At 48.6% G+C, this 18,892-nt stretch carries 18 protein-coding genes; 6 read left to right on the plus strand and 12 right to left on the minus strand.

The features are described from left to right. Positions 1-108 precede the first annotated feature (108 nt). From BBR47_RS21985 to tnpA, 8 genes are all read right to left on the minus strand, one after another. Positions 109-948, minus strand: a complete 840-nt coding sequence (locus BBR47_RS21985) for an alpha/beta hydrolase (protein ID WP_015892623.1) — start codon at positions 946-948, stop codon at positions 109-111. 102 nt (positions 949-1,050) lie between these two features. Continuing rightward, positions 1,051-2,142, minus strand: a complete 1,092-nt coding sequence (locus BBR47_RS21990) for a YheC/YheD family protein (RefSeq protein ID WP_041749568.1) — start codon at positions 2,140-2,142, stop codon at positions 1,051-1,053. Positions 2,143-2,260: 118 nt separating this feature from the next. After that, positions 2,261-3,454 carry a M20 metallopeptidase family protein gene (locus BBR47_RS21995; protein ID WP_015892625.1) on the minus strand — a complete coding sequence of 398 codons (1,194 nt, stop codon included), beginning with the start codon at positions 3,452-3,454 and terminating at the stop codon, positions 2,261-2,263. Between the two features lie 71 nt (positions 3,455-3,525). Next, positions 3,526-4,524: a histidinol phosphate phosphatase domain-containing protein gene (locus BBR47_RS22000; RefSeq protein ID WP_015892626.1), complete on the minus strand. Its 999-nt coding sequence runs from the start codon at positions 4,522-4,524 to the stop codon at positions 3,526-3,528. A gap of 143 nt (positions 4,525-4,667) precedes the next feature. Further along, positions 4,668-5,144 carry a dihydrofolate reductase gene (locus BBR47_RS22005; RefSeq protein ID WP_015892627.1) on the minus strand — a complete coding sequence of 159 codons (477 nt, stop codon included), beginning with the start codon at positions 5,142-5,144 and terminating at the stop codon, positions 4,668-4,670. Then, positions 5,141-5,935 (minus strand): thymidylate synthase, encoded by a 795-nt coding sequence (locus BBR47_RS22010; RefSeq protein ID WP_015892628.1) that lies wholly within the window; start codon positions 5,933-5,935, stop codon positions 5,141-5,143. The genes BBR47_RS22005 and BBR47_RS22010 overlap by 4 nt, the downstream gene beginning before the upstream one ends. 171 nt (positions 5,936-6,106) lie before the next feature. After that, complete coding sequence (gene tnpB, locus BBR47_RS22015) at positions 6,107-7,198, minus strand: IS200/IS605 family element RNA-guided endonuclease TnpB (RefSeq protein ID WP_015892629.1); 1,092 nt, start codon at positions 7,196-7,198, stop codon at positions 6,107-6,109. A gap of 2 nt (positions 7,199-7,200) precedes the next feature. Then, positions 7,201-7,560: an IS200/IS605 family transposase gene (gene tnpA, locus BBR47_RS22020; protein WP_155801105.1), complete on the minus strand. Its 360-nt coding sequence runs from the start codon at positions 7,558-7,560 to the stop codon at positions 7,201-7,203. A gap of 136 nt (positions 7,561-7,696) precedes the next feature. On the opposite strand from tnpA, the gene BBR47_RS22025 reads away from it, so the two are divergent. Both BBR47_RS22025 and BBR47_RS22030 read left to right on the plus strand, forming a co-directional pair. Continuing rightward, complete coding sequence (locus BBR47_RS22025) at positions 7,697-9,136, plus strand: PLP-dependent aminotransferase family protein (protein ID WP_026134243.1); 1,440 nt, start codon at positions 7,697-7,699, stop codon at positions 9,134-9,136. A gap of 117 nt (positions 9,137-9,253) precedes the next feature. Next, positions 9,254-9,454, plus strand: coding sequence for a hypothetical protein (locus BBR47_RS22030; RefSeq protein WP_015892632.1), 201 nt, complete (start codon positions 9,254-9,256; stop codon positions 9,452-9,454). 116 nt (positions 9,455-9,570) lie between these two features. Here the strand turns inward: BBR47_RS22030 and BBR47_RS22035 are convergent, their stop codons facing one another. Next, positions 9,571-9,777, minus strand: a complete 207-nt coding sequence (locus tag BBR47_RS22035; protein ID WP_015892633.1) for a cold-shock protein — start codon at positions 9,775-9,777, stop codon at positions 9,571-9,573. Between the two features lie 124 nt (positions 9,778-9,901). On the opposite strand from BBR47_RS22035, the gene BBR47_RS22040 reads away from it, so the two are divergent. Both BBR47_RS22040 and putP read left to right on the plus strand, forming a co-directional pair. Next, positions 9,902-10,381 (plus strand): hypothetical protein, encoded by a 480-nt coding sequence (locus BBR47_RS22040; RefSeq protein WP_015892634.1) that lies wholly within the window; start codon positions 9,902-9,904, stop codon positions 10,379-10,381. A 186-nt stretch (positions 10,382-10,567) separates the two neighbouring features. After that, a complete protein-coding gene (gene putP / locus BBR47_RS22045) occupies positions 10,568-12,031 on the plus strand; it encodes a sodium/proline symporter PutP (RefSeq protein WP_173362208.1) in 1,464 nt (487 codons plus the stop codon). 129 nt (positions 12,032-12,160) lie between these two features. Here putP and BBR47_RS22050 read toward each other — a convergent pair whose 3' ends face one another. Next, complete coding sequence (locus BBR47_RS22050; RefSeq protein WP_015892636.1) at positions 12,161-13,582, minus strand: PLP-dependent aminotransferase family protein; 1,422 nt, start codon at positions 13,580-13,582, stop codon at positions 12,161-12,163. A 114-nt stretch (positions 13,583-13,696) separates the two neighbouring features. Between BBR47_RS22050 and BBR47_RS22055 the strand changes: the two genes are divergently transcribed. Continuing rightward, complete coding sequence (locus tag BBR47_RS22055; RefSeq protein WP_015892637.1) at positions 13,697-14,266, plus strand: GNAT family N-acetyltransferase; 570 nt, start codon at positions 13,697-13,699, stop codon at positions 14,264-14,266. Positions 14,267-14,280: 14 nt separating this feature from the next. Beyond that, positions 14,281-15,144, plus strand: a complete 864-nt coding sequence (locus BBR47_RS22060; protein WP_041749569.1) for a hypothetical protein — start codon at positions 14,281-14,283, stop codon at positions 15,142-15,144. A gap of 107 nt (positions 15,145-15,251) precedes the next feature. Here the strand turns inward: BBR47_RS22060 and BBR47_RS22065 are convergent, their stop codons facing one another. Together BBR47_RS22065 and BBR47_RS22070 are read right to left on the minus strand one after the other, a co-directional pair. Next, entirely contained in the window at positions 15,252-17,219 is a 1,968-nt protein-coding gene (locus BBR47_RS22065) for a dynamin family protein (protein ID WP_015892638.1), read from the minus strand. A gap of 5 nt (positions 17,220-17,224) precedes the next feature. Beyond that, positions 17,225-18,886 carry a dynamin family protein gene (locus tag BBR47_RS22070; protein ID WP_015892639.1) on the minus strand — a complete coding sequence of 554 codons (1,662 nt, stop codon included), beginning with the start codon at positions 18,884-18,886 and terminating at the stop codon, positions 17,225-17,227. Positions 18,887-18,892 lie beyond the last annotated feature (6 nt).

The following is an 18,892-nucleotide window of genomic DNA, read 5'->3' on the forward strand; positions in this document are numbered from 1 at the left end:
ACCTGTTCTGTTATTTTTCTGAATAATCACATCATTCGAACCGTTAGAACGATTCCCAGTATACCACAGCCCAAATGGAAAGAAAACGCGGGAAAATTGAGGTTTTTTCTATGTCCGTGGGGTGCGGACAAATGCGACAGTTTGCTTGATCGCAGCTTCCAACGGAGCCGATGTACCCGCAAACGGATGACGCGTGTTAAATGTATGATCGCCGCCTTCTATCCAGTGCAGCTCGCTGTTTTTGGCAGCCTGATGAATTCTTTTTGCACCCTCTACCAGACGGACATAATCTTTTTCTCCTGTGATGATGCACAGTGGTTGCTCCATCGTAGAAACCAATTCCAAAATATCGTATTGTTGGCGATTGTTGTCCACATCCTCGATCACGACTCTGGTGATGGGCATGTCTTGACCGGTTCGTGCATTTGCTATGTATCCGACGCCTGTCTCTTCTATTTGTCTGCGCAGCTTCTCGTCGAACAAATCAACATGAGCGATTCCGTTCCAAGTCACAATCCCTGCCACATGCGGGTTGTTTGCTCCGAATAAAATCGCGTCGCCGCCGCCCTTGCTGTGTCCCAATACATACAGCTTCGTTTTGTCCACGTAATCGGGTAACGGGAGCTTGCCTGACAAAATCCGTTCCGTCAATGCTTGCAAATCAGCCAGTTCGCGCGCGTATGTATTGCGCCCGAATTTCTCCAGCTCGTCGAACTCCATCAAGCTCTCCCCTACGCCATTACAGCTAAAATTAAAGCGGATCGTGGTAATGCCTTGCTTAGCCAGCTCATCGGCCACGTAGGGAAAGCTTCCCCAATCCTTGAAGCCTTTAAAGCCGTGGCAAAACAGCAGGAGTGGCTGTGCTGAGCCTGCCGATTCCTCCGAATGAATGTCGCCACGCAGCGTTAACTCCTCGTCGAGTGCGATGGAAAAGGATTGTTTTTGCATGTGCGTTTCACCTCTTGTGCATTTTTTTATTATTATGCCGTGTCCCCCTCTTAAAAGAAACGGAAATAACAAAAAAAGACCTTCCTCTATGGAAGATCCTCTTTAGTTAGCTGCATTGCTCTTATTAACAAGATACAACGCATACTCCAACGGCCGTCGAACCGCCGTCGCATATCGCTTGTGCTGACGCATCTGCTTGAAAATTTCTCTCCCTGGCTTCGGATTGATTTCGATAATCCAAACCCTGCCATGAACATCAATCCCCAGGTCAAAGCCAAACTCCATCATCAGGCCGAAATGCTCTTCAATGCGTGTAACCGTCTTAATCGCGAGCTCCCTGCATTCCTGCACAATCCGCTCAGCCATTTCCTGACCAAATCGTGTGACCAAGAACGAAACAGCAGGCAAAGCTGTTCCTCCTCCATGCAAATTCGAGGTAGATGATTGGATCGGCCCAACCCGAATGCCCATCCCGGTCAAACACCATTGACCCTTCCCGTCCTTTTGCACAAGCATGCGAGCATCTACTGTTCGCTTGGGAACCAGTGACAATTGTAGCCCCTGTTGAAGAAAAAACTGCTCGTTTCCGCTCTTCTCATTCTTCATCCAATGCTCCAGCCGCTCGCACACCTCTGTGAGCGTCGCCAGTTTTTCACAGCTTTTGGCTTGCTGCTTGGTCCTGCCATGCAAAAGGTAACGACCTGCTCGTTTCTCCACACGCAGTATGCTTCTGCCACCTGTGCCGTTTGTCGGCTTGAGATAAACCAGACGATGATTGGCAAGCATGGTGGCAATCGTTTTTCTTTCGTAGGGGAGTGTTTCGGGAAGCCAGCGCTGTAGCTGTGGATCTTGTATCAAAATCTGATGAACGACATATTTGTTCGAGAAGCGATTATTCGCATAACGGAACCAGTTTTGCTTGCGAAATGGCAAATAGGCACTATGCTTGGGCAATGGATAGTAGCGATAACGGTCGATGACGATATCGGGCCAGGGAAAAGTCTCTCGTCTCCACTTCTTGCCATCTGGTACAAAACCGTTGATCCGCTTTTCTGTAAAACGGACATCTTGTGGGCTAAACAAAAAAACCTCTGCCCCCATTTCTCTTCCTGCCTCTACCAGCCTTCGCAAATAGCCGGGCTCGACAAAGCCTGATTCTCCTCGGTAGGTCAGTACGCCTATCCGTTTTCTCACCGAAAGGCCCCTCCCTCCCTTATTCGATTTTCTAGCTAGCCTCGTATAGCTTATGGTTGAAAGCAAAAAAAAGCGCCTTTGTCCTATGTAGGCAAAAGCGCATCTTTCATGCGTTTTCTTATCGTTGCTGTGTTTCCAAATAGTGCAGCGCTGTTCGTCCCAAGAGCTCGCCTGCGATGAGCATGGCATCCTCGTCGATATCGAAGCGGGGATGGTGGTGGGGATATGTTGCCAGTTTTTCCGGATTGCCTGCCCCTACGAACAAGTAAGCGCCGGGCACCTTTTCCAAATAGTACGAAAAGTCCTCGCCCCCCATCAACGGCTTCATCGACTCCACACGGCCAGCTCCAAACGCTGCAATGGCTGCTTCCCGTGCGATCGCTGTTTCCTTTTCATGGTTAATGACGGCTGGATATCCTCGCTCGTAGACAACTGTAGCGCTTCCTCCCATCATGGCAGCCGTCCCCTCCGCTATTTCTGTCAGGCGCTGCTCCGCACGATCGCGGACGTCTGGCAAAAAGGAGCGGACAGTCCCTGTCAAACGACAGCTATCTGCGATGATGTTCGTACTGTCTCCGCCGTGGAACGTCCCCACGGTCACGACCACACTTTCTAACGGGCTAACGTTACGGCTGGCAATCGTTTGCAGATGACCGACGATTTGTGATCCGATCACAATAGAGTCGACGGTTTCTTCCGGAACAGCACCGTGTCCCCCTTTTCCTTTGATCTCAATGGAAAAGTCGTCCGTATTCGCCATGAGTGGACCCGCACTAATGAATACCTTTCCTACAGGGAACATCGACCAGAGATGAACGCCAAAGATCGCATCGACGCCCTCTACAGCACCATCCTGAACCATTTGGATAGCTCCGCCCGGATTTTCCTCCTCCGCATGCTGAAAAACAAAGCGAATTTCACCGGCAAACTGCTCACGATGAGCTGCCAAAACAGAAGCGAGTCCCAGTAGCTGAGAAGTGTGCGCATCATGCCCACACGCATGCATGACGCCAGGTACAGTCGATTTATACGGTACATCTTTTTGATCTTGAATCGGCAGCGCGTCAAAATCTGCACGCAACCCGACGACCTTACCCGGGCGCCCACCGCGCAAAACGCCGATGACTCCCCTACCACCGACGCCTGTTCGAACCTCATCGAAGTGAAGTCCTCTCAATATTTCGGCAATAAGGGCTGGAGTCTTCTCCTCTTGAAAGGAAAGCTCGGGATGCTGGTGCAGATGACGCCTCCAGCTAATGATTTGCGGCTCCATCTCTTTTAGCAGCTCTTTTAATTGTTCCTGTAAGACCAAGGTTCTTACCCCCCTAGATTCACTATTCTTGTCCCATCATAGCAGAATCATGGGTCAAATGGGGAGCTTAACTAATCCAGAGCGAGCATGCTGCGTTTTCGTTTTTCAAAAACCGCAAAGCTCGTATAGCCTACCCGTTTCAACTGCGCTCGAGCCTCGTCCAAATGCTGACCGACTTGATCAGGCGCAGTAGCGTTAGACGCCAAGGTGATGGGCACCTCATTCTGAAACAAAATTTCCAGAAAACGATAGCTGGGCGAAAATTCACGGAGCTGACTCGCCAAACCGTAGCCCGTATTGATTTCCGTCGCAATCCCCATACGTCCAAGAGCCCGGGCCACACGCTGATAATACGGCAATAGGGCAGTCTCATTCGGTCGCATACCAAACGCTTTGATGCCATCGATATGGGCGATCACATCGAATAATTGCGATTCGATCGCCTGCTCCAGCTTATCAAAATAAAGGCTGTACAATCCGATTAGCTCCTGTCTTCCAAAGCGTTCTTGTGCACCCTGGATCGAATAGCCCCAGCCTTCCAGGAAATGCACGGCTCCTATGCACACATCCCAAGGATATTGATTGATGACATGCCGCAGTGTCTCTTCTCCACCCGAAAAATAATCCAATTCAATCCCGACACGTAGCTCAATTCCATCCTCCGCCCAGCGAAGCCGCTCTTTTTGCAGGAAAACAACAAAGCTGTCCAGTGAATCGTTTGCGACCTGGCTTAGCCATTTGCGCTGCGCTGTCCCCAAACGATCAGAGCCGATGTGCACATGCTGTTCGTAGTACGACCGATACTCATGAAAGCGATATAAGTGCTCGACCACGCAAACTTGCTGAATCCCAGCCTGTTTGGCACGTAATCGATACAATTCAAGCCAATCTCGTGAATACGGGCCTTGTTGTAGGCGTTCTGCCAACCCATTGGTCAGCATACTTGCCCATTTGCGGCTCCCCATCACTTCGGCATGCTCCACGTGGGGGCGCAATGATTCCGCTTGCTTGAGTAACCAGTCCAGCGAATACGGCCCTTCCTCCAGATGGACGTGAAAGTCTACCTTCACCCGATCACCTCCTTAGGTTCGTCCCTGCTATTTCCTATCGTTATATATGCGTTTGGTTCCATACATATGTCGAGTATAACGACCTAGTAGAAGAGGTAAAAAAAGAACAAAAAAATGCCTCAGTACCGAGGCATTTTTGTTTATCAGCTATTTTTCCGCTCATACACGTAAAACGCATGCGGATGAACGTTCTTCTCATCCACGATACCCTCACGCTTGTCCACCAAGGTGTAAGCATCACGGTCCCATGCCGGGAAAAACGTATCTCCCTCTGTTTCCAAATCGATCTCAGTAATGTACAAACGATCAACGACATCGAGGAACTGGCGATAAATTTCCGAGCCGCCAAAGATGATGACATCACCCATGGCGAGAACTTCTTCCTTCGTATGAACGACATCTACACCTTCAGGATGAAAGTCCTGACTGCGCGTCAAAACGACATTTCTGCGGTTAGGCAGCGGCTTGCCGATCGATTCGAACGTTTTGCGTCCCATTACAATCGTTTTGCCTGTCGTTAATTCCTTCACATTTTTCAAGTCGGCAGGAAGGTGCCACGGCATGTCGCCATCTTTTCCGATGACTTGGTTGCGGGCATAGGCAACAATCAGGCTGATCATACGGCCACCTCGCCTTTGATGTGCGGGTGGGATTCGTAGCCAACGATTTCTATATCTTCGTATTTGAAGTCAAAAATCGAAGTCACATCTGGATTGAGCACGAGCTTTGGCAGTGGTTTCGGCTCGCGAGTGAGCTGTAGCTTGACCTGCTCGATATGGTTGAGATACAGATGAGCGTCTCCGATCGTATGAACAAAATCGCCCACTTCAAGCCCTGTGACATGCGCCACCATATGCGTCAACAACGCGTAGGAAGCGATATTAAACGGCACACCCAAAAACGTGTCGCCACTGCGTTGATACAGCTGGCAGGACAGCTTGCCATTCGCTACGTAAAACTGGAACAGCAGGTGACAAGGGGGCAATGCCATCTTGTCCAATTCAGCCGGATTCCACGCGCTAACGATCAAGCGGCGGGAGTCTGGATTGCGTTTGATCTCATCAATGACCCATTGAATCTGGTCCACTGTTTTGCCGTCTCGTCCAGTAAAAGAACGCCATTGACTTCCGTATACCGGGCCTAAATCTCCGTTTTCATCGGCCCATTCGTTCCAGATCCGCACACCATTTTCCTGTAAGTAGCGGACATTGGTATCGCCTGATAAAAACCAGAGCAATTCGTGGATGATCGATTTCATATGCAGCTTTTTCGTCGTGACCATAGGAAAGCCTTCACTCAGGTCAAAACGCATCTGATGCCCAAAAACACTGGTCGTTCCGGTGCCTGTCCGATCCTCTTTTATGACACCCTCATCCAAAATGCGCTGGCACAAATCCAGGTATTGTTTCATCGTCCATCTCTCCTTCCATCTCATCTATTTTACCTGACCCAGACGAAAAGGAAAGATCGGAATGTCATGATTTGACACTCCCCATGCCTAAAGGCGGGGGATTCTTGGGTAGTCACTCCTAACGGAGTGAATATTACCAAGCTATCCCTATGTGTCCCACAGTTTAGTTGACTATGCCAACAATCGAAGTCCTTCTTGCTCAATATTGATCGCAGCGTTTTGGTCACGATCATGTTGTACGCCACAGTGCGGGCATATCCAACTGCGCAAGTTGAGACTTTTCACTTCTTTGTTGCGGTATCCACAGTTTGGAGTTGAGCAGAGCTGGCTTGAAGGAAATTGTTTTCCCACAATGGAGACCTTTCTTCCATACCATTCTGCCTTATACTCCAGCATCGTACGAAACATCGACCACGAAGCATCTGCAATGGATTTGGCTAACTTGTGATTTTTGACCATATTTTCCACTTGCAAGTCCTCCAAACAGATTACTTGGCTTTCGTTGATCAGCTTGGTTGACAGCTTATGTAGGAAATCGTTACGGGTATTTGCAATTTTTTCGTGGAGTCGAGCTACTTTGGTACGCGCCTTGTTCCGGTTGTTGCTGCCTTTTTGTCTACGAGATTGAATCCGTTGCCACTTCACCAGTTGCTTTTCATACTTGCGATAGTATTTGGGATTTGCTACCCTCTCACCAGTAGAGAGAATGGCGAAATCCTTGATTCCAAGGTCAATCCCAACTGTTCGTTCTACTTGTGGGAGTAATTTACTCTCCGTTTCACACAATACGGATACAAAGTATTTACCCGAAGGATTGCATCTAATCGTAGCCGATAGGATTCGCCCTTCCACTTCTCTGGATTTAGCAAACGATACCCATCCCAGCTTAGGAAGTTTGATGCGATTGTCTTCTATTTTGATGTTCATCTTGCATGTATAGGATTGCTTTGGGTTCTTCTTGCTCTTGAATTTGGGATAGCCTTTTTTCTCCTTGAAAAACTTTTTGTAGGAGGAATCCAAATCTTTTAAGGTTGATTGCAGGGCAGTGGAGTCCACTTCTTTCAACCATTCGATTTCTTTTTTAAGTTGTGTGAGCAAAGCAGAACAGTCGTTGTAATTCAACGTTTTGTTTTCTTGTTCGTAAGCATCTTTTCGTTTCGCAAGAAAGTGATTGAATACAAAGCGAGTACATCCAATTGTCTTGTTGATGAGTGTTGTTTGTTCTTTGTTTGGATACAATCGGAATTTGTAGGCTCTATGCAAGTTCAATCATTCCTTTCTTTTTGAGACTCCATGTAGTTCTTAATCACATCGAGTTGCACCGTGCCAACCGTTGCTACAAAGCAGGAGTTTGTCCATAGCGAGGGAAGTCTACTTTTGAGAGAATGTTTTACGACTCGGTGGATTCCGAAATGCGGATCGCATTTAATGAGCAAATGAACATGATCAGGCATGATTTCCATTTCAACAACTTCACGTAGTTCCACTGCCTTTTCAAGAAACAACTCTTTTAATCGAATGTCTACTGGCTCTTTCAAAACCTTTTTACGATACTTCGGACAGAAAACAACGTGATATTTACAGTCAAATACGACATTGTGGTTACTTTCCACTGATCTACTCAAAACCATCACCCATGGTTAATTATACCACTTCCTTAGCACCCCCTACAGAGGATGCAGAGCAAAGTACCTTATATCCCCATAGCTAAAGCAAGGGGTTTTACGGCACGAGTAATAAATGTAGAAAGCGGGATTCGTGATGGATGGCAAATCTTCTGTTCCTACAAAGCCTTTATATAAACAAATAGCAGAGCAAATCGAGCAACGAATCAGCAGTGGTGAATTCGGTCCTGGCAGCTACTTGCCCTCGGAGCGCACACTGGCCAAAGAACTGAACGTCAACCGCTCGACCGTCGTCGCTGCGTACGATGAACTGCAAGCAGCAGGGATGATCGAGCGCATACAAGGAAGTGGCACCATCGTCAGCCAAGATATTTGGGGACTGGCACGGACCCGCGTTCCGAACTGGCGTCATTTGACGGAATCAGGTTCGTTTCGTCCGAATTTACCGCTGATTCGCAAAATCCGTCGTGAAACACAGGAAAATGACTTGATCGATTTAGCGAGTGGCGAGCTCTCGACCGATCTCGTTCCCAATCAAACGCTCCAGCAGCTCATGACCCCCGATGATTTCCCGGCTCATCTCGGCTATGAGCATCCGCAGGGCAATTGGGCTTTGCGAGAAACATTGAGTCTCCACATGAAAGCATGGCGAAGCATCGAAGCACCCGCTACCTCGATCATGATTACGTCAGGCGCGCAGCAAGCCCTTCATCTCGTTGTTCAATGCTTGTTAAAGCCAGGGGATGCGGTTGCCATTGAGGAGCCGTCTTATTGTTATTCCTTGCCGCTTTTTCATTCTGCTGGCTTGCGTACGTTTTCGCTGCCTGTCGACCGGGATGGAATCGACCCGAAGCACTTGGCCCAGCTCCACCGCCAGCACCGCATCAAAATGGTTTTTCTCAATCCGAATTATCAGAACCCGACAGGAACGCTACTTTCATTGGAGCGGCGCCAGGAATTGCTCGCGTTCTCCTATGAAAAAGGGATTCCGATCATCGAGGATGACCCATACAGCCTGACCAGTTTTTCGAGAGAGCCCGTCCCAACCTTAAAATCACTGGATCAACACGGAACCGTACTCTATATCAGCTCTTTGACCAAAATCGTAGCCTCAGGTCTACGAATCGGCTGGATCGTCGGGCCCCCTACCGTCATGGAGAGATTGGCAGATGCGAAACAACAGTTTGATTTTGGGCACAGCATTTTTCCGCAATGGCTGGCGAATCGCTTTCTCGGATCGCCTCAGTTTGCGAGTCACATCGATCTGTTGCGAACAGAGCTATCCTTGCGGCACGATCAGCTTGTCTCCTCGCTCCAAGACAAGTTCGGTGATCAAGTAGAAATGGTCGGGTCAGAGGGAGGCATTCACCTGTGGTGTAAATTTAAAGGGGAATGGAGCGGCGAACATTTTCTCACAGAATCAGTCAAACGGGGAGTCGTTTTCGTTCCGGGGCATCTTTTCGGCGCGGAGCAAGGGTATGTCCGCTTCACCTTTGGCAGAGCTACCCTGGATCAGATCACGGAGGCGGTGTCACGCTTAGCAGATGCATTCACAGCAAGTGGATGGTCAAAATAATCCCCAAGTGGATGGCAACATTTTTGTGCGGTCGGTATATGATCGAAGTAAGCTACCGTATGCATCCTCGTGTATATCCAGCAGGATGACTGAGCCATACAGAAAGGACTGGCTGTTATGAGTATTTTGCCTTTCATTATTGCTATTATTGTACTTGTTCTCATAGGTCTCGTCGTTACCATAAAAATCGGTATGAACCCATCCGAATCCAAAGTGCGGGACTTTAAACAACGCTCCCGCAATCTGTTGATCATTTACGGCATGATTACCATCGCCTTGGTGATTGCATTGTCAGTCTTTCTCTACAACAACCTTTGATCCATCCCGAACGATACGTGACATAAATAAGACGCCGTCTGCCTTGTACAGGTATGACGGCGTTTTTGAATCGAAGGAGGTCCTTCGTCATGTGTTTTTAGAAGATGATACCTCTTTTACACGACTTTCCTCGCCACATTCGCGGCTTGCAGCCCACGCTGTCCATTCACGATTTCAAAAACCACCTGCTCGCCTTCCTCCAAGTTCCGGTAACCTGCCCCCGTGATCGCAGAGTAGTGTACGAATACATCAGGTCCTCCATCACGCTCAATAAACCCATAGCCCTTTTCTTTGCTGAACCATTTTACTTTCCCTTGAATCATTGTGTTTCCTCCCTGTAATCAGTGCAGCTCTTACGCTTACCCCATCATATGCGGATGCGAAGTCAGTGGATATACGGTAAAATAAATAAAGTATGAATCGTCACGCCAGAAAGGAGTGAATCACATGAAAAAAGTATGGATGATCGCATGCGCGTTGCTGCTCACTGCCTGCTCCGATCTATCAGAAGGGGTCCAAACCGCCCAGCAAGCAGTAGAAACAGGTCAACAAGCGATTGAGACAGGAAAACAGGCTGTCGAAGCGGGCCAACAAGCTCTCGAAGCCGGCAAGCAACTGGCTGAGTCTGAAGTCGCCAAACAGCTGCAAACATACCTCCAGCAAAAATACGAATCCTCTGAGGCATTGCGTAATGCCATGTTCAGTGGAGATGGTCAGTTGCTCGTGAATGAATTGCAAAAAACCGAGCTTGCGAACTTCAGCTTTTATAAATCTGACATGTTTGGTGTTGAATATACAGGCACACTCTCTGCCGATGGTACTTTCAAAGTGCTCAAGCATGATTTGAACAACCAAGGTGCGGAGCCTACTGTCGTAAAGGAATTCAAAGTAACACTCGACGGAAACGGTCAGGTTCAAGTTCAGTAATTAGGAAAATATTTCAAGAAAAGCCTGCGATCCATCATCGCGGGCTTTTTCCTGTTATTAAAAAACTTTTTATTGGGTTTCTACAAAATTTTCTGTATTTACTTATAGATTTTTATAATTGGGCATGATAATGTGTAAGATGTTCATATAATTTTCACAAATACTAAACACAACGAGGTGATGCCAATGAATATGCTGCTCGCATCTATTATTGTGTACATGGCAGGTATGCTCCTGATCGGCTATTATGCCTACAAACGTACCTCCAATCTGACAGACTACATGCTCGGCGGTCGGTCGCTCGGTCCAACTGTAACCGCTCTCAGCGCGGGTGCATCCGACATGAGTGGCTGGTTGATGATGGGCTTGCCTGGCGCCATGTTTGCCCAAGGTCTTAGCGCATCCTGGATTGCCATCGGTCTGACTCTCGGGGCTTATGCCAACTGGCTGTATGTCGCTCCCCGCCTTCGCTCGTATACAGAGGTTGCCAACAACTCGATTACGATTCCTGCTTTTTTGGAAAATCGTTTCGGGGACGGGTCTCGGATGCTTCGTCTTGTTTCGGCCCTTGTTATTATGATCTTTTTTACCTTTTACGTCTCATCTGGTCTCGTCTCTGGAGGCGTGTTGTTTGAAAACACCTTCCACCTGAGCTATCAAACGGGGCTATGGATTGTTGGATTGGTCACCATTGCCTACACATTGTTTGGCGGCTTCCTCGCTGTAAGCTGGACGGACGCTGTACAAGGACTCATCATGGTCATCGCACTCATTCTCGTTCCGCTTGTGACCGTTCTTACAGCGGGCGGATTTGGAGAAACATTTACCGAGATTCACGCTGTCGATCCCTCTTTGCTCGATATTTTTAAAGGGACGAGTCTGCTCGGCATCATTTCTTTGTTTGCATGGGGTCTCGGCTATTTTGGACAACCGCACATTATCGTTCGCTTTATGGCGATCACGTCCACAAGTGAGATTAAAAAAGCACGCAGCATCGGTATGGGCTGGATGATTTTCTCCGTTATTGGCGCCATGCTGACAGGTCTGGTCGGTATTGCCCTGTACTCCAAGCAAGGCTGGACCTTGAGCGATCCTGAGACGATCTTTATTCAGTTGGGTACAATTCTGTTCCATCCGATCATTACCGGCTTTTTGCTGGCGGCAATTTTGGCAGCGATCATGAGTACGATTTCCTCTCAGTTGCTCGTCACCTCCAGCTCCTTGACCGAGGATATTTACAAAACCTTTTTCAAGCGTTCTGCAACCGACAAAGAGCTGGTCACGATTGGCCGCTTGTCCGTCTTGCTTGTATCTGTCGTCGCCTTTTTGCTCGCCTTGAATAAAAATGACACGATCCTCGATCTCGTTGGATATGCGTGGGCCGGATTCGGCGCTTCGTTTGGGCCTGTCATTCTGCTGTCCCTCTATTGGAAGCGCATGAACAAATGGGGTGCTCTCTCCGGGATGGTCGCTGGCGCACTTACCGTTATTATCTGGACTCGTTTTGATGTGCTGAAGGACTTCCTCTACGAGATGGTTCCCGGCTTTGCCATTAGCCTGCTCGCCATCGTGGTTGTCAGCCATTTGACTAGCAAGCCTTCGAATGAAGTAACTGCTCAATTTGATGAGTACCAAAAAAGCATGAAATAATCTCTGCCGAAAAAAAGCCAAGCAGCCTATGCGCTGGACAATTGCCCTGTCCCACGCCATAGGCTGCTTTTTTCTGTTGAAACTATTTGGGACCCCCACCGGAACGAGAAGATCCGGCAAAAGCGCCAATCATACCGAAAACCAAGCTTCCGCTAGACGACTAATTCCTACCGCAATGTCTTGTTCCTCCACTCCACCAAATCCAACGATGATTCGCGGACGCACATTCGTCGGATCATTGGCCCAGTTATGACCGCTCGGATAAACGCGAACATCGGACGCACGCGCTAGCTCGATCAGCTCCTTTTCCGTTCGGGAAGTATCTACCTCTAGCAAAATATGCAGCCCCGCTGACTGTCCCAAAACTCGTACTTCCCGAGGCATGTAGGTCTGTATCGACCGAAGCAATGCATCGTGCTTGCGGTGATAGACGGTGCGCATTTTTCGGACATGCTTTTCCCAGTAGCCCTTTTGCATGAACAACTGCATACTCCGCTGCAAATGGCGGGAAACCGGAGAAGGATACGCCTGGAATGCTTCCAAATATCGCCCGAGCAATTGCCGCGGAAGTACCGTGTAATCCAAGCGAAGTGCTGGAGAAAATGCTTTGGAAAAATTCCCGATATAAACCACACACCCGTCCCGATCCATCCCTTGCAAAGATGGCGTAGGGTGTACGTTGTAGCGGAATTCGCCATCGTAATCATTTTCGATGATGATTCCGTTCCTTTTCTTTGCCCATTGCAACAATTGCTGGCGCTGACCGACTGGCATAACCATCCCAAAAGGAAATTGATGCGCAGGCGTCGTGTACACGACAGTTGCCTTGCTTTTCTCCAAGGCATCTATGGACAGCCCGTCTTCCACTAGCGGGATGGACACGACCTCATAGCCGTGCTGGGAAAAGACGATTCGTGCATCTGCATAGCCGGGCTCCTCGATCGCAACCACACGATGTCGATCTGCCAAGAGCAGACACAAAAAGCTGAGAGCCTGCTGCAATCCAGTGCCGATGATGATGTGCTCAGGCCGACAAATGAGCGTACGTGCTCTGCGCAAATATTTACTGAGCTCTTCTCGGAGCTCCCACTCTCCTTGATCATCCCCGTAAAAAGAAAAGTCCTCCGGATAGACATCCAGCGCTTCCAGCATGCAAGAGCGCCATGCAGCGTAAGGAAACGACTTCGTATCGATGACCGAACCGTGAAAATTGTAGCGACAGGTGAGATGCTCCCCTTTTTTCTTTTTCAAGAGAGATGAGTACAAGGCAATCTCCTCATCCTGCTCCACTGGCTCTGACCATCTCTCGATCTCGGCAGCATAAAAGCCACTTCGCTCCCGGCTCACGATGTAGCCTTCTGCGAGTAGTTGCTGATAGGCAGCCTCAATCGTATTTTTCCCGACGCCGCTTGCTTTCATCAACTGACGGATCGACGGCATCTTGGTTCCGGACGGTATCTCTCCCGATGCAATCCGTTTGCTCAATTGCTTGTATAGCTGCTGATACAGAGGTTCCTTGCTCTGTGCATCCATGACCGGCATGTACTCCATCAGCGGCCCTCCATTCTGTCCCTATCCAACTCTCCCAAACTGTCACTATGTATAGGAGCAGTTCTCTTTTACAATGATTGTACCAGATTCACCCAAACGAAAGGAGAACAAGTCATGCGTATTCATTTGCAAGGAGAAAAGGTGGTTCTTCGAGATATTCGAGCAGAAGATTTGGATACGATTTACTATTGGAAATACGAAGCCGAGGATCGGGAACATCTCAATTGGAATGGCCCCTATAAACCGCTTGACCCGTACACAAAAGAAGAGTATCGTGCCCTCCCACGCTCCCAGGAGTCTCTCGCTCTCGTCGGGACAGATGCACCAAGAACCGAGCTGATCATTGAGATTGACGGCGAGCTAAAAGGCAGTGTCGGTCGCTACTGGGTATCTGAGGAGACGAACTGGTGCGAAATAGGAATCGTCATTTACGACTCCCGCTACTGGCAAAATGGTTATGGCCGGGAAGCGTTTCGGATGTGGATCGACTACTTGTTTACCCACATGGATACGGTACGTTTAGGCATTGGTACGTGGTCCGGCAACGAACGGATGATCAAGCTGGCTGCTCACATGGGAATGGTGGAAGAAGCGCGGGTACGCAAAGCAAGGATTGTTCGTGGTGAATATTATGATGCGATTAAGATGGGGATATTGCGCGAGGAATGGGAGAATCGGGAATAGAAGCAGGAGGAACCATGAGACTGGAAATATGCAAACTCGATGAGGTGATCGTCATAGGCGTCCCAGAGGATTTGGATTTCGATTCTCATGACGATGATTACGCACAATTTTACAATCCTAGGCTTACGGGGATCGAGCATGTACTTGAGCCAGAAAAAATATTTGAGATGTGGGATTCAGATGGCACGATCATCGGGAAAAGAGTGAGTCATATTGAACACATTCCAGATGGGTGCTATGTGAAAACGATACCAGCAGGAGAATTTGCCAAGCTTCATAAGAGTCAATTGCAGTACTCACTAGATATGTTTGCCAGGACAAATTATCTCGAAGAAATGAGCTATGGATTCTCTACCAAACTGACGAAAAAAAATGGCGATAAACAAGAATTTTCCTATCGGCCGGTTCAGTATCGTCCTGATGTTGTGAATACACGTACGATTCCATCTTTAGAGAAAGAACGTTCTAAGTTGTTAAAAGAACGCTATGTTTCCATCTTTTTTGATACGGAAAGCTGTAGCTTTCGTCGATTTTTATATAAGCGATATGTTTCACAGGACAGAGGTTGTCTCTGGGAATTAGCGAGATTCAAAAACAATGATAAGGGTATCGTCAGAGAAGGTCTTTCAAAAAATGAAGCTGCAACATTTTTACTCCAAAAAGGCGAGGTTCTCGTATTTTGGGAAGGGTACAGTACGTTTGGTAAAGAGATGATTCGTGACAAAGTAATGAAGATGGACGCAAAGCATCTGCTAGAAAACTACACGCGATTCACCTTGGATATGTACATTTTTGATGAGTCATTGACGTGGACAGTTATTTTTCAGCACGAACGAGATGAAGATGGATTCAAGCATATTTTGCTACGGGTAGAGTGATGAATAGGCTGACTCCCTATGCACTCCCCACACTTTTACCGAAAAAAGGGCAATCCCTGGTCTGAACAAGACATAGGGACTGCCCTTTATTACTTTCAGAAAATTAATTACGCCAACTCAGCCGCTACACGACTTACTTTTGCCGCCAGCTCGTCGAGATCGACGTTCATCTCAAGAGCCGCAAACAGACCTGTGAAGTACTCGTTGATCTGGTCGATGACGCGATTGCGCTCACTTGCCACCAGCTCTTGGAACAGCGTAGAAAACTGCTCATCCAATTGCTTGTTTCCGATTTCTACGTACGCGCTCACTGGTTCTTGCATGCGCTTCTCCAGCTCGTCACGCATTTTGGCTTTGCCATCCTGCTCGAAAAAGTCTTTCGTGTTTTTGAACAAGGAAACCGCTGAAGCAAATGCCGATTCGGCTACTGGCAGCTCGTTCGCAAAGGACAGTGTTTCTACCTGTCTCTGCTGATAAGGTGCCAAGGTCAAACCTGCTGCGTAGCCTTGTACATCCTGTTGCCACACCGCAACAAGTGTCGTCCCCTGCTTGTTCGTGAATTTCTCCAAGCGAAGGGTAGTGGCACGCAGCTCCTGCGCCAAGTCGTAGCTGATCGAACGCAGAAGATCAGTCAAGCATCCTTGCAGGGCTTGCTTCATGTTGCGTCCATCGTCCTTGATGACAGCCGGGTTAAATGCGAGATTAAACAGCTCATTAAAACGGAAGAACAAGCGCTGGCGAACGTAGTAGAGCAGCTCCTCGCGCTCTTTTGCCAAGTCGCGTTCGAACGAAGCGGTAGACAGTGCTTCAACAGCTGACAGAGCCTGTGTCTTGGCGTTGCTTGCTGCTTCTTTGCGCAACAGACGCTCGTCTTCTCCGGACTGTGCCATACGCATGAATTCTGTCAAGGTATCATGGGCGCGGCGGATTTCACCGATTGCAGCATTCACGGCAATTTGCGTCAGCTCTTCAATCGTAAAGCGGAGGAACTCTGCTTCAAACGACGCCATTCCCGAGAACTTGAATGCTTCATCTGCTGGCATTAGCTGCTCGCCTTCAGCCGTATTCGTGCGCTGGCGGTATACTTTCTCCGCAGAAGCTGCGAGCTTGCCTTTTTCATGCATCCGTGCCAACAGAGCAGTCTGGCTCGACACCGGATAAATACGTGGGAGGCGAATTCCGCACGAGAGGAGGTTTTTCTCTACGTGAGTAATCACACCCTGCAATTCCTCATCGTTTGCTGCAAGGTCACAAGCATTGACGATAAAGAACATTTTGTCCATTTCAAACGTATCCTTGACCCGTCCCATTTGTAGCAAAAACTCGCGGTCTGCCTGTGAAAAGGCGTGGTTGTAATAGGTTACAAACAACACAGCATCCGCGTTTTTCATGTATTCAAACGCCACACCTGTGTGACGCGCATTGATGGAATCTGCACCAGGCGTATCAACGAGAACGATGCCCTGGTCTGTCAGCGGGCAGGAATAGAACAGCTCGATGTATTCCGCAAAACAAGCTTTTTCTTCCTTGGCTACAAAGCCTTTGAATGCCTGCATATCCACAAGCAGTTCTCCACCCAGATGAGCAGCCATTTCTGGCAAACCTTTTGTTACAGCCTTCAAAAAGGTGTAGTGAGGTTTTGCCGTAGGCGGGATTTGGGCTACGTCGATCTTGCCCAGCTCAGCTAATGCGCCATCCAGATCAGATGCAACCAGTCCAAACACAGCGAGTGAACGGATAACATCCTGCTCAATTGCTTCGCGCTCCTTCAAGACGACACGCACAGTTCCATGTGGATGCTCATCCGTAGGCGGCATAATTTTGTTGATCGCTGCTGTCGTCGGATTCGGCGATACAGGCAACACGAGATCGCCCATCAAGGCGTTGGCAAACGAGGATTTACCTGCGCTAAAAGCACCAAACAGTGCAACGGTAAAACGATTGGCGGTTAGACGATCTGCTCGATCCAGCATCGCCTGTGCCTGCGCTTGCATCCCTGGTACGGAAACGACTTCTTCACTTGCACGTCGCAGACGCTCTGCTGCTGCAATTAGTTTGTCTCGTAGTTGATTCATGCTACTTATTCTCCTCCACGCATAATCGCCAACAGACGACCCTTGGTTTCTTCTTCTCTCGCTGCCAGTCCTGCCAGCTTTTGATGCAGCGCTGCCAATTCACGCAATGCGCCAAGACGCTCGCCTTGAGCTGCACTTTCTACGCGCACTTTCTCCTTTATCATCTCAACCACTTGTGCAATGAAGGAGAGACCCACTCGTCTGTACTCCAGCTTCATCCCGCTGGAAATATCCGCACAGTAGTTCAGGACGTACTCACTCGAAGCAGCACCCTCTTTGATGTGCTTGCTCAGGAACTCACCTGTAATCTCGATCTTGGTCGCGTGCACGCTAGCGTGATATTCTTCGTTCCGCAAATCAAACACTTGCGGCTGCTTGCCAAGCCATTCTTTGAAATGGAAGTCGAGATTTCCCGCCACTTTTTCGCGGAACTCGACGAGAAGCGCTTCTTCGCGGCGTTCGCGCTCTTCTTCTGTCTTCTTGCCTGCAAACAATAACCCCACCTTGAAGCCCGGTTTGCGGCTCTCCAAGTAGCTTCGTGCTGCTTCGTTCGTACTGAAATAAGTCAAACGAGCATTGTCCAAAAGTACACTCAGCTCTTTTTCCATCTGCACTCGGGCATCCTCAGCACGCTTCTCTAGAGCCGCCGCTGTTGCTTCCTCCTGCTCAAGCGCTTCCTGAACAGCCGCTGCATTACGACTATCGATGCCTTCTACTTCCAGACCATCTAGCTGGGCTTCCCACTGCTGTCGTTGATCTGCCTGGCTTGTTCTTACTACTTGGATGTGTTCATCGATCAAATGCTCGGCAGCACTGCGAACGCTCGTGCCAACCAGCTTTTCACGATCAGCGATCAACTGCGAAAGCATGCCCTTAAATTCTTCATACATGTTCTCAGAATGATCTGGTTCCGCAAGCGACGTGTAAAAAATACCATCCGGATGAATGTTCCAGGTCGCGAATGCCTCCTCGACACTTTCCTTATAGCTATCGAAATCCAATTCAAAATCAATATGCTTATCAATCATGTTCACAACCAGATAAACTGGCTTGCCACGGTCCTTCAACGTCTTCGTAAAGTTGAAGTTCTCTTCGGCTTGAACATGGTTATAATCCATCATATAAATGACGACGTCAGCCAAATGCAGAGCAGATTCTGTAGCGATTTTGTGTGCAGCATCTGTTGAGTCAATGCCCGGTGTATCGAGCAAGCTGGCGTATTCGTCAAGGAATGTTCCCGGATAAGAGACCTCTACGGATTCAACCGTATCTCCGTCAACAGCAAACTGCTTGAGCTTCTCCATCTCCGTATCTGGATCAAAAGTAAGGACTCCGCTGTTCATGGTGAAGACGCGAGCCGCTTTTTCTCCGCCACGAATCTTCACGACATTCGCACTTGTCGGAATCGGATTGGAAGGCAACAAATTAACACCCAGAAGCGTGTTAATCATCGTTGATTTTCCAGCGGAAAAATGTCCGCAAAACGCAATATTCAGCTCAGCGTTCTTTGTTTTCGCGGCCAGTTGAATGAGCTTGAGCGGCGTGTTTTCGTCTCCCTGCGACTTCATTACTTCTGCGAGTTCTTCCCATGTATGTGCCAGTCGGGAAAAGTCCGTTTCCCGGATCAATACTTGACTGTCAAGCACTTCTATTCCACCCTTCTCCATCGTTCC

This window comes from Brevibacillus brevis NBRC 100599, from assembly GCF_000010165.1.
In the GTDB taxonomy this organism is placed as follows: Bacteria; Bacillota; Bacilli; order Brevibacillales; family Brevibacillaceae; genus Brevibacillus; species Brevibacillus brevis_D.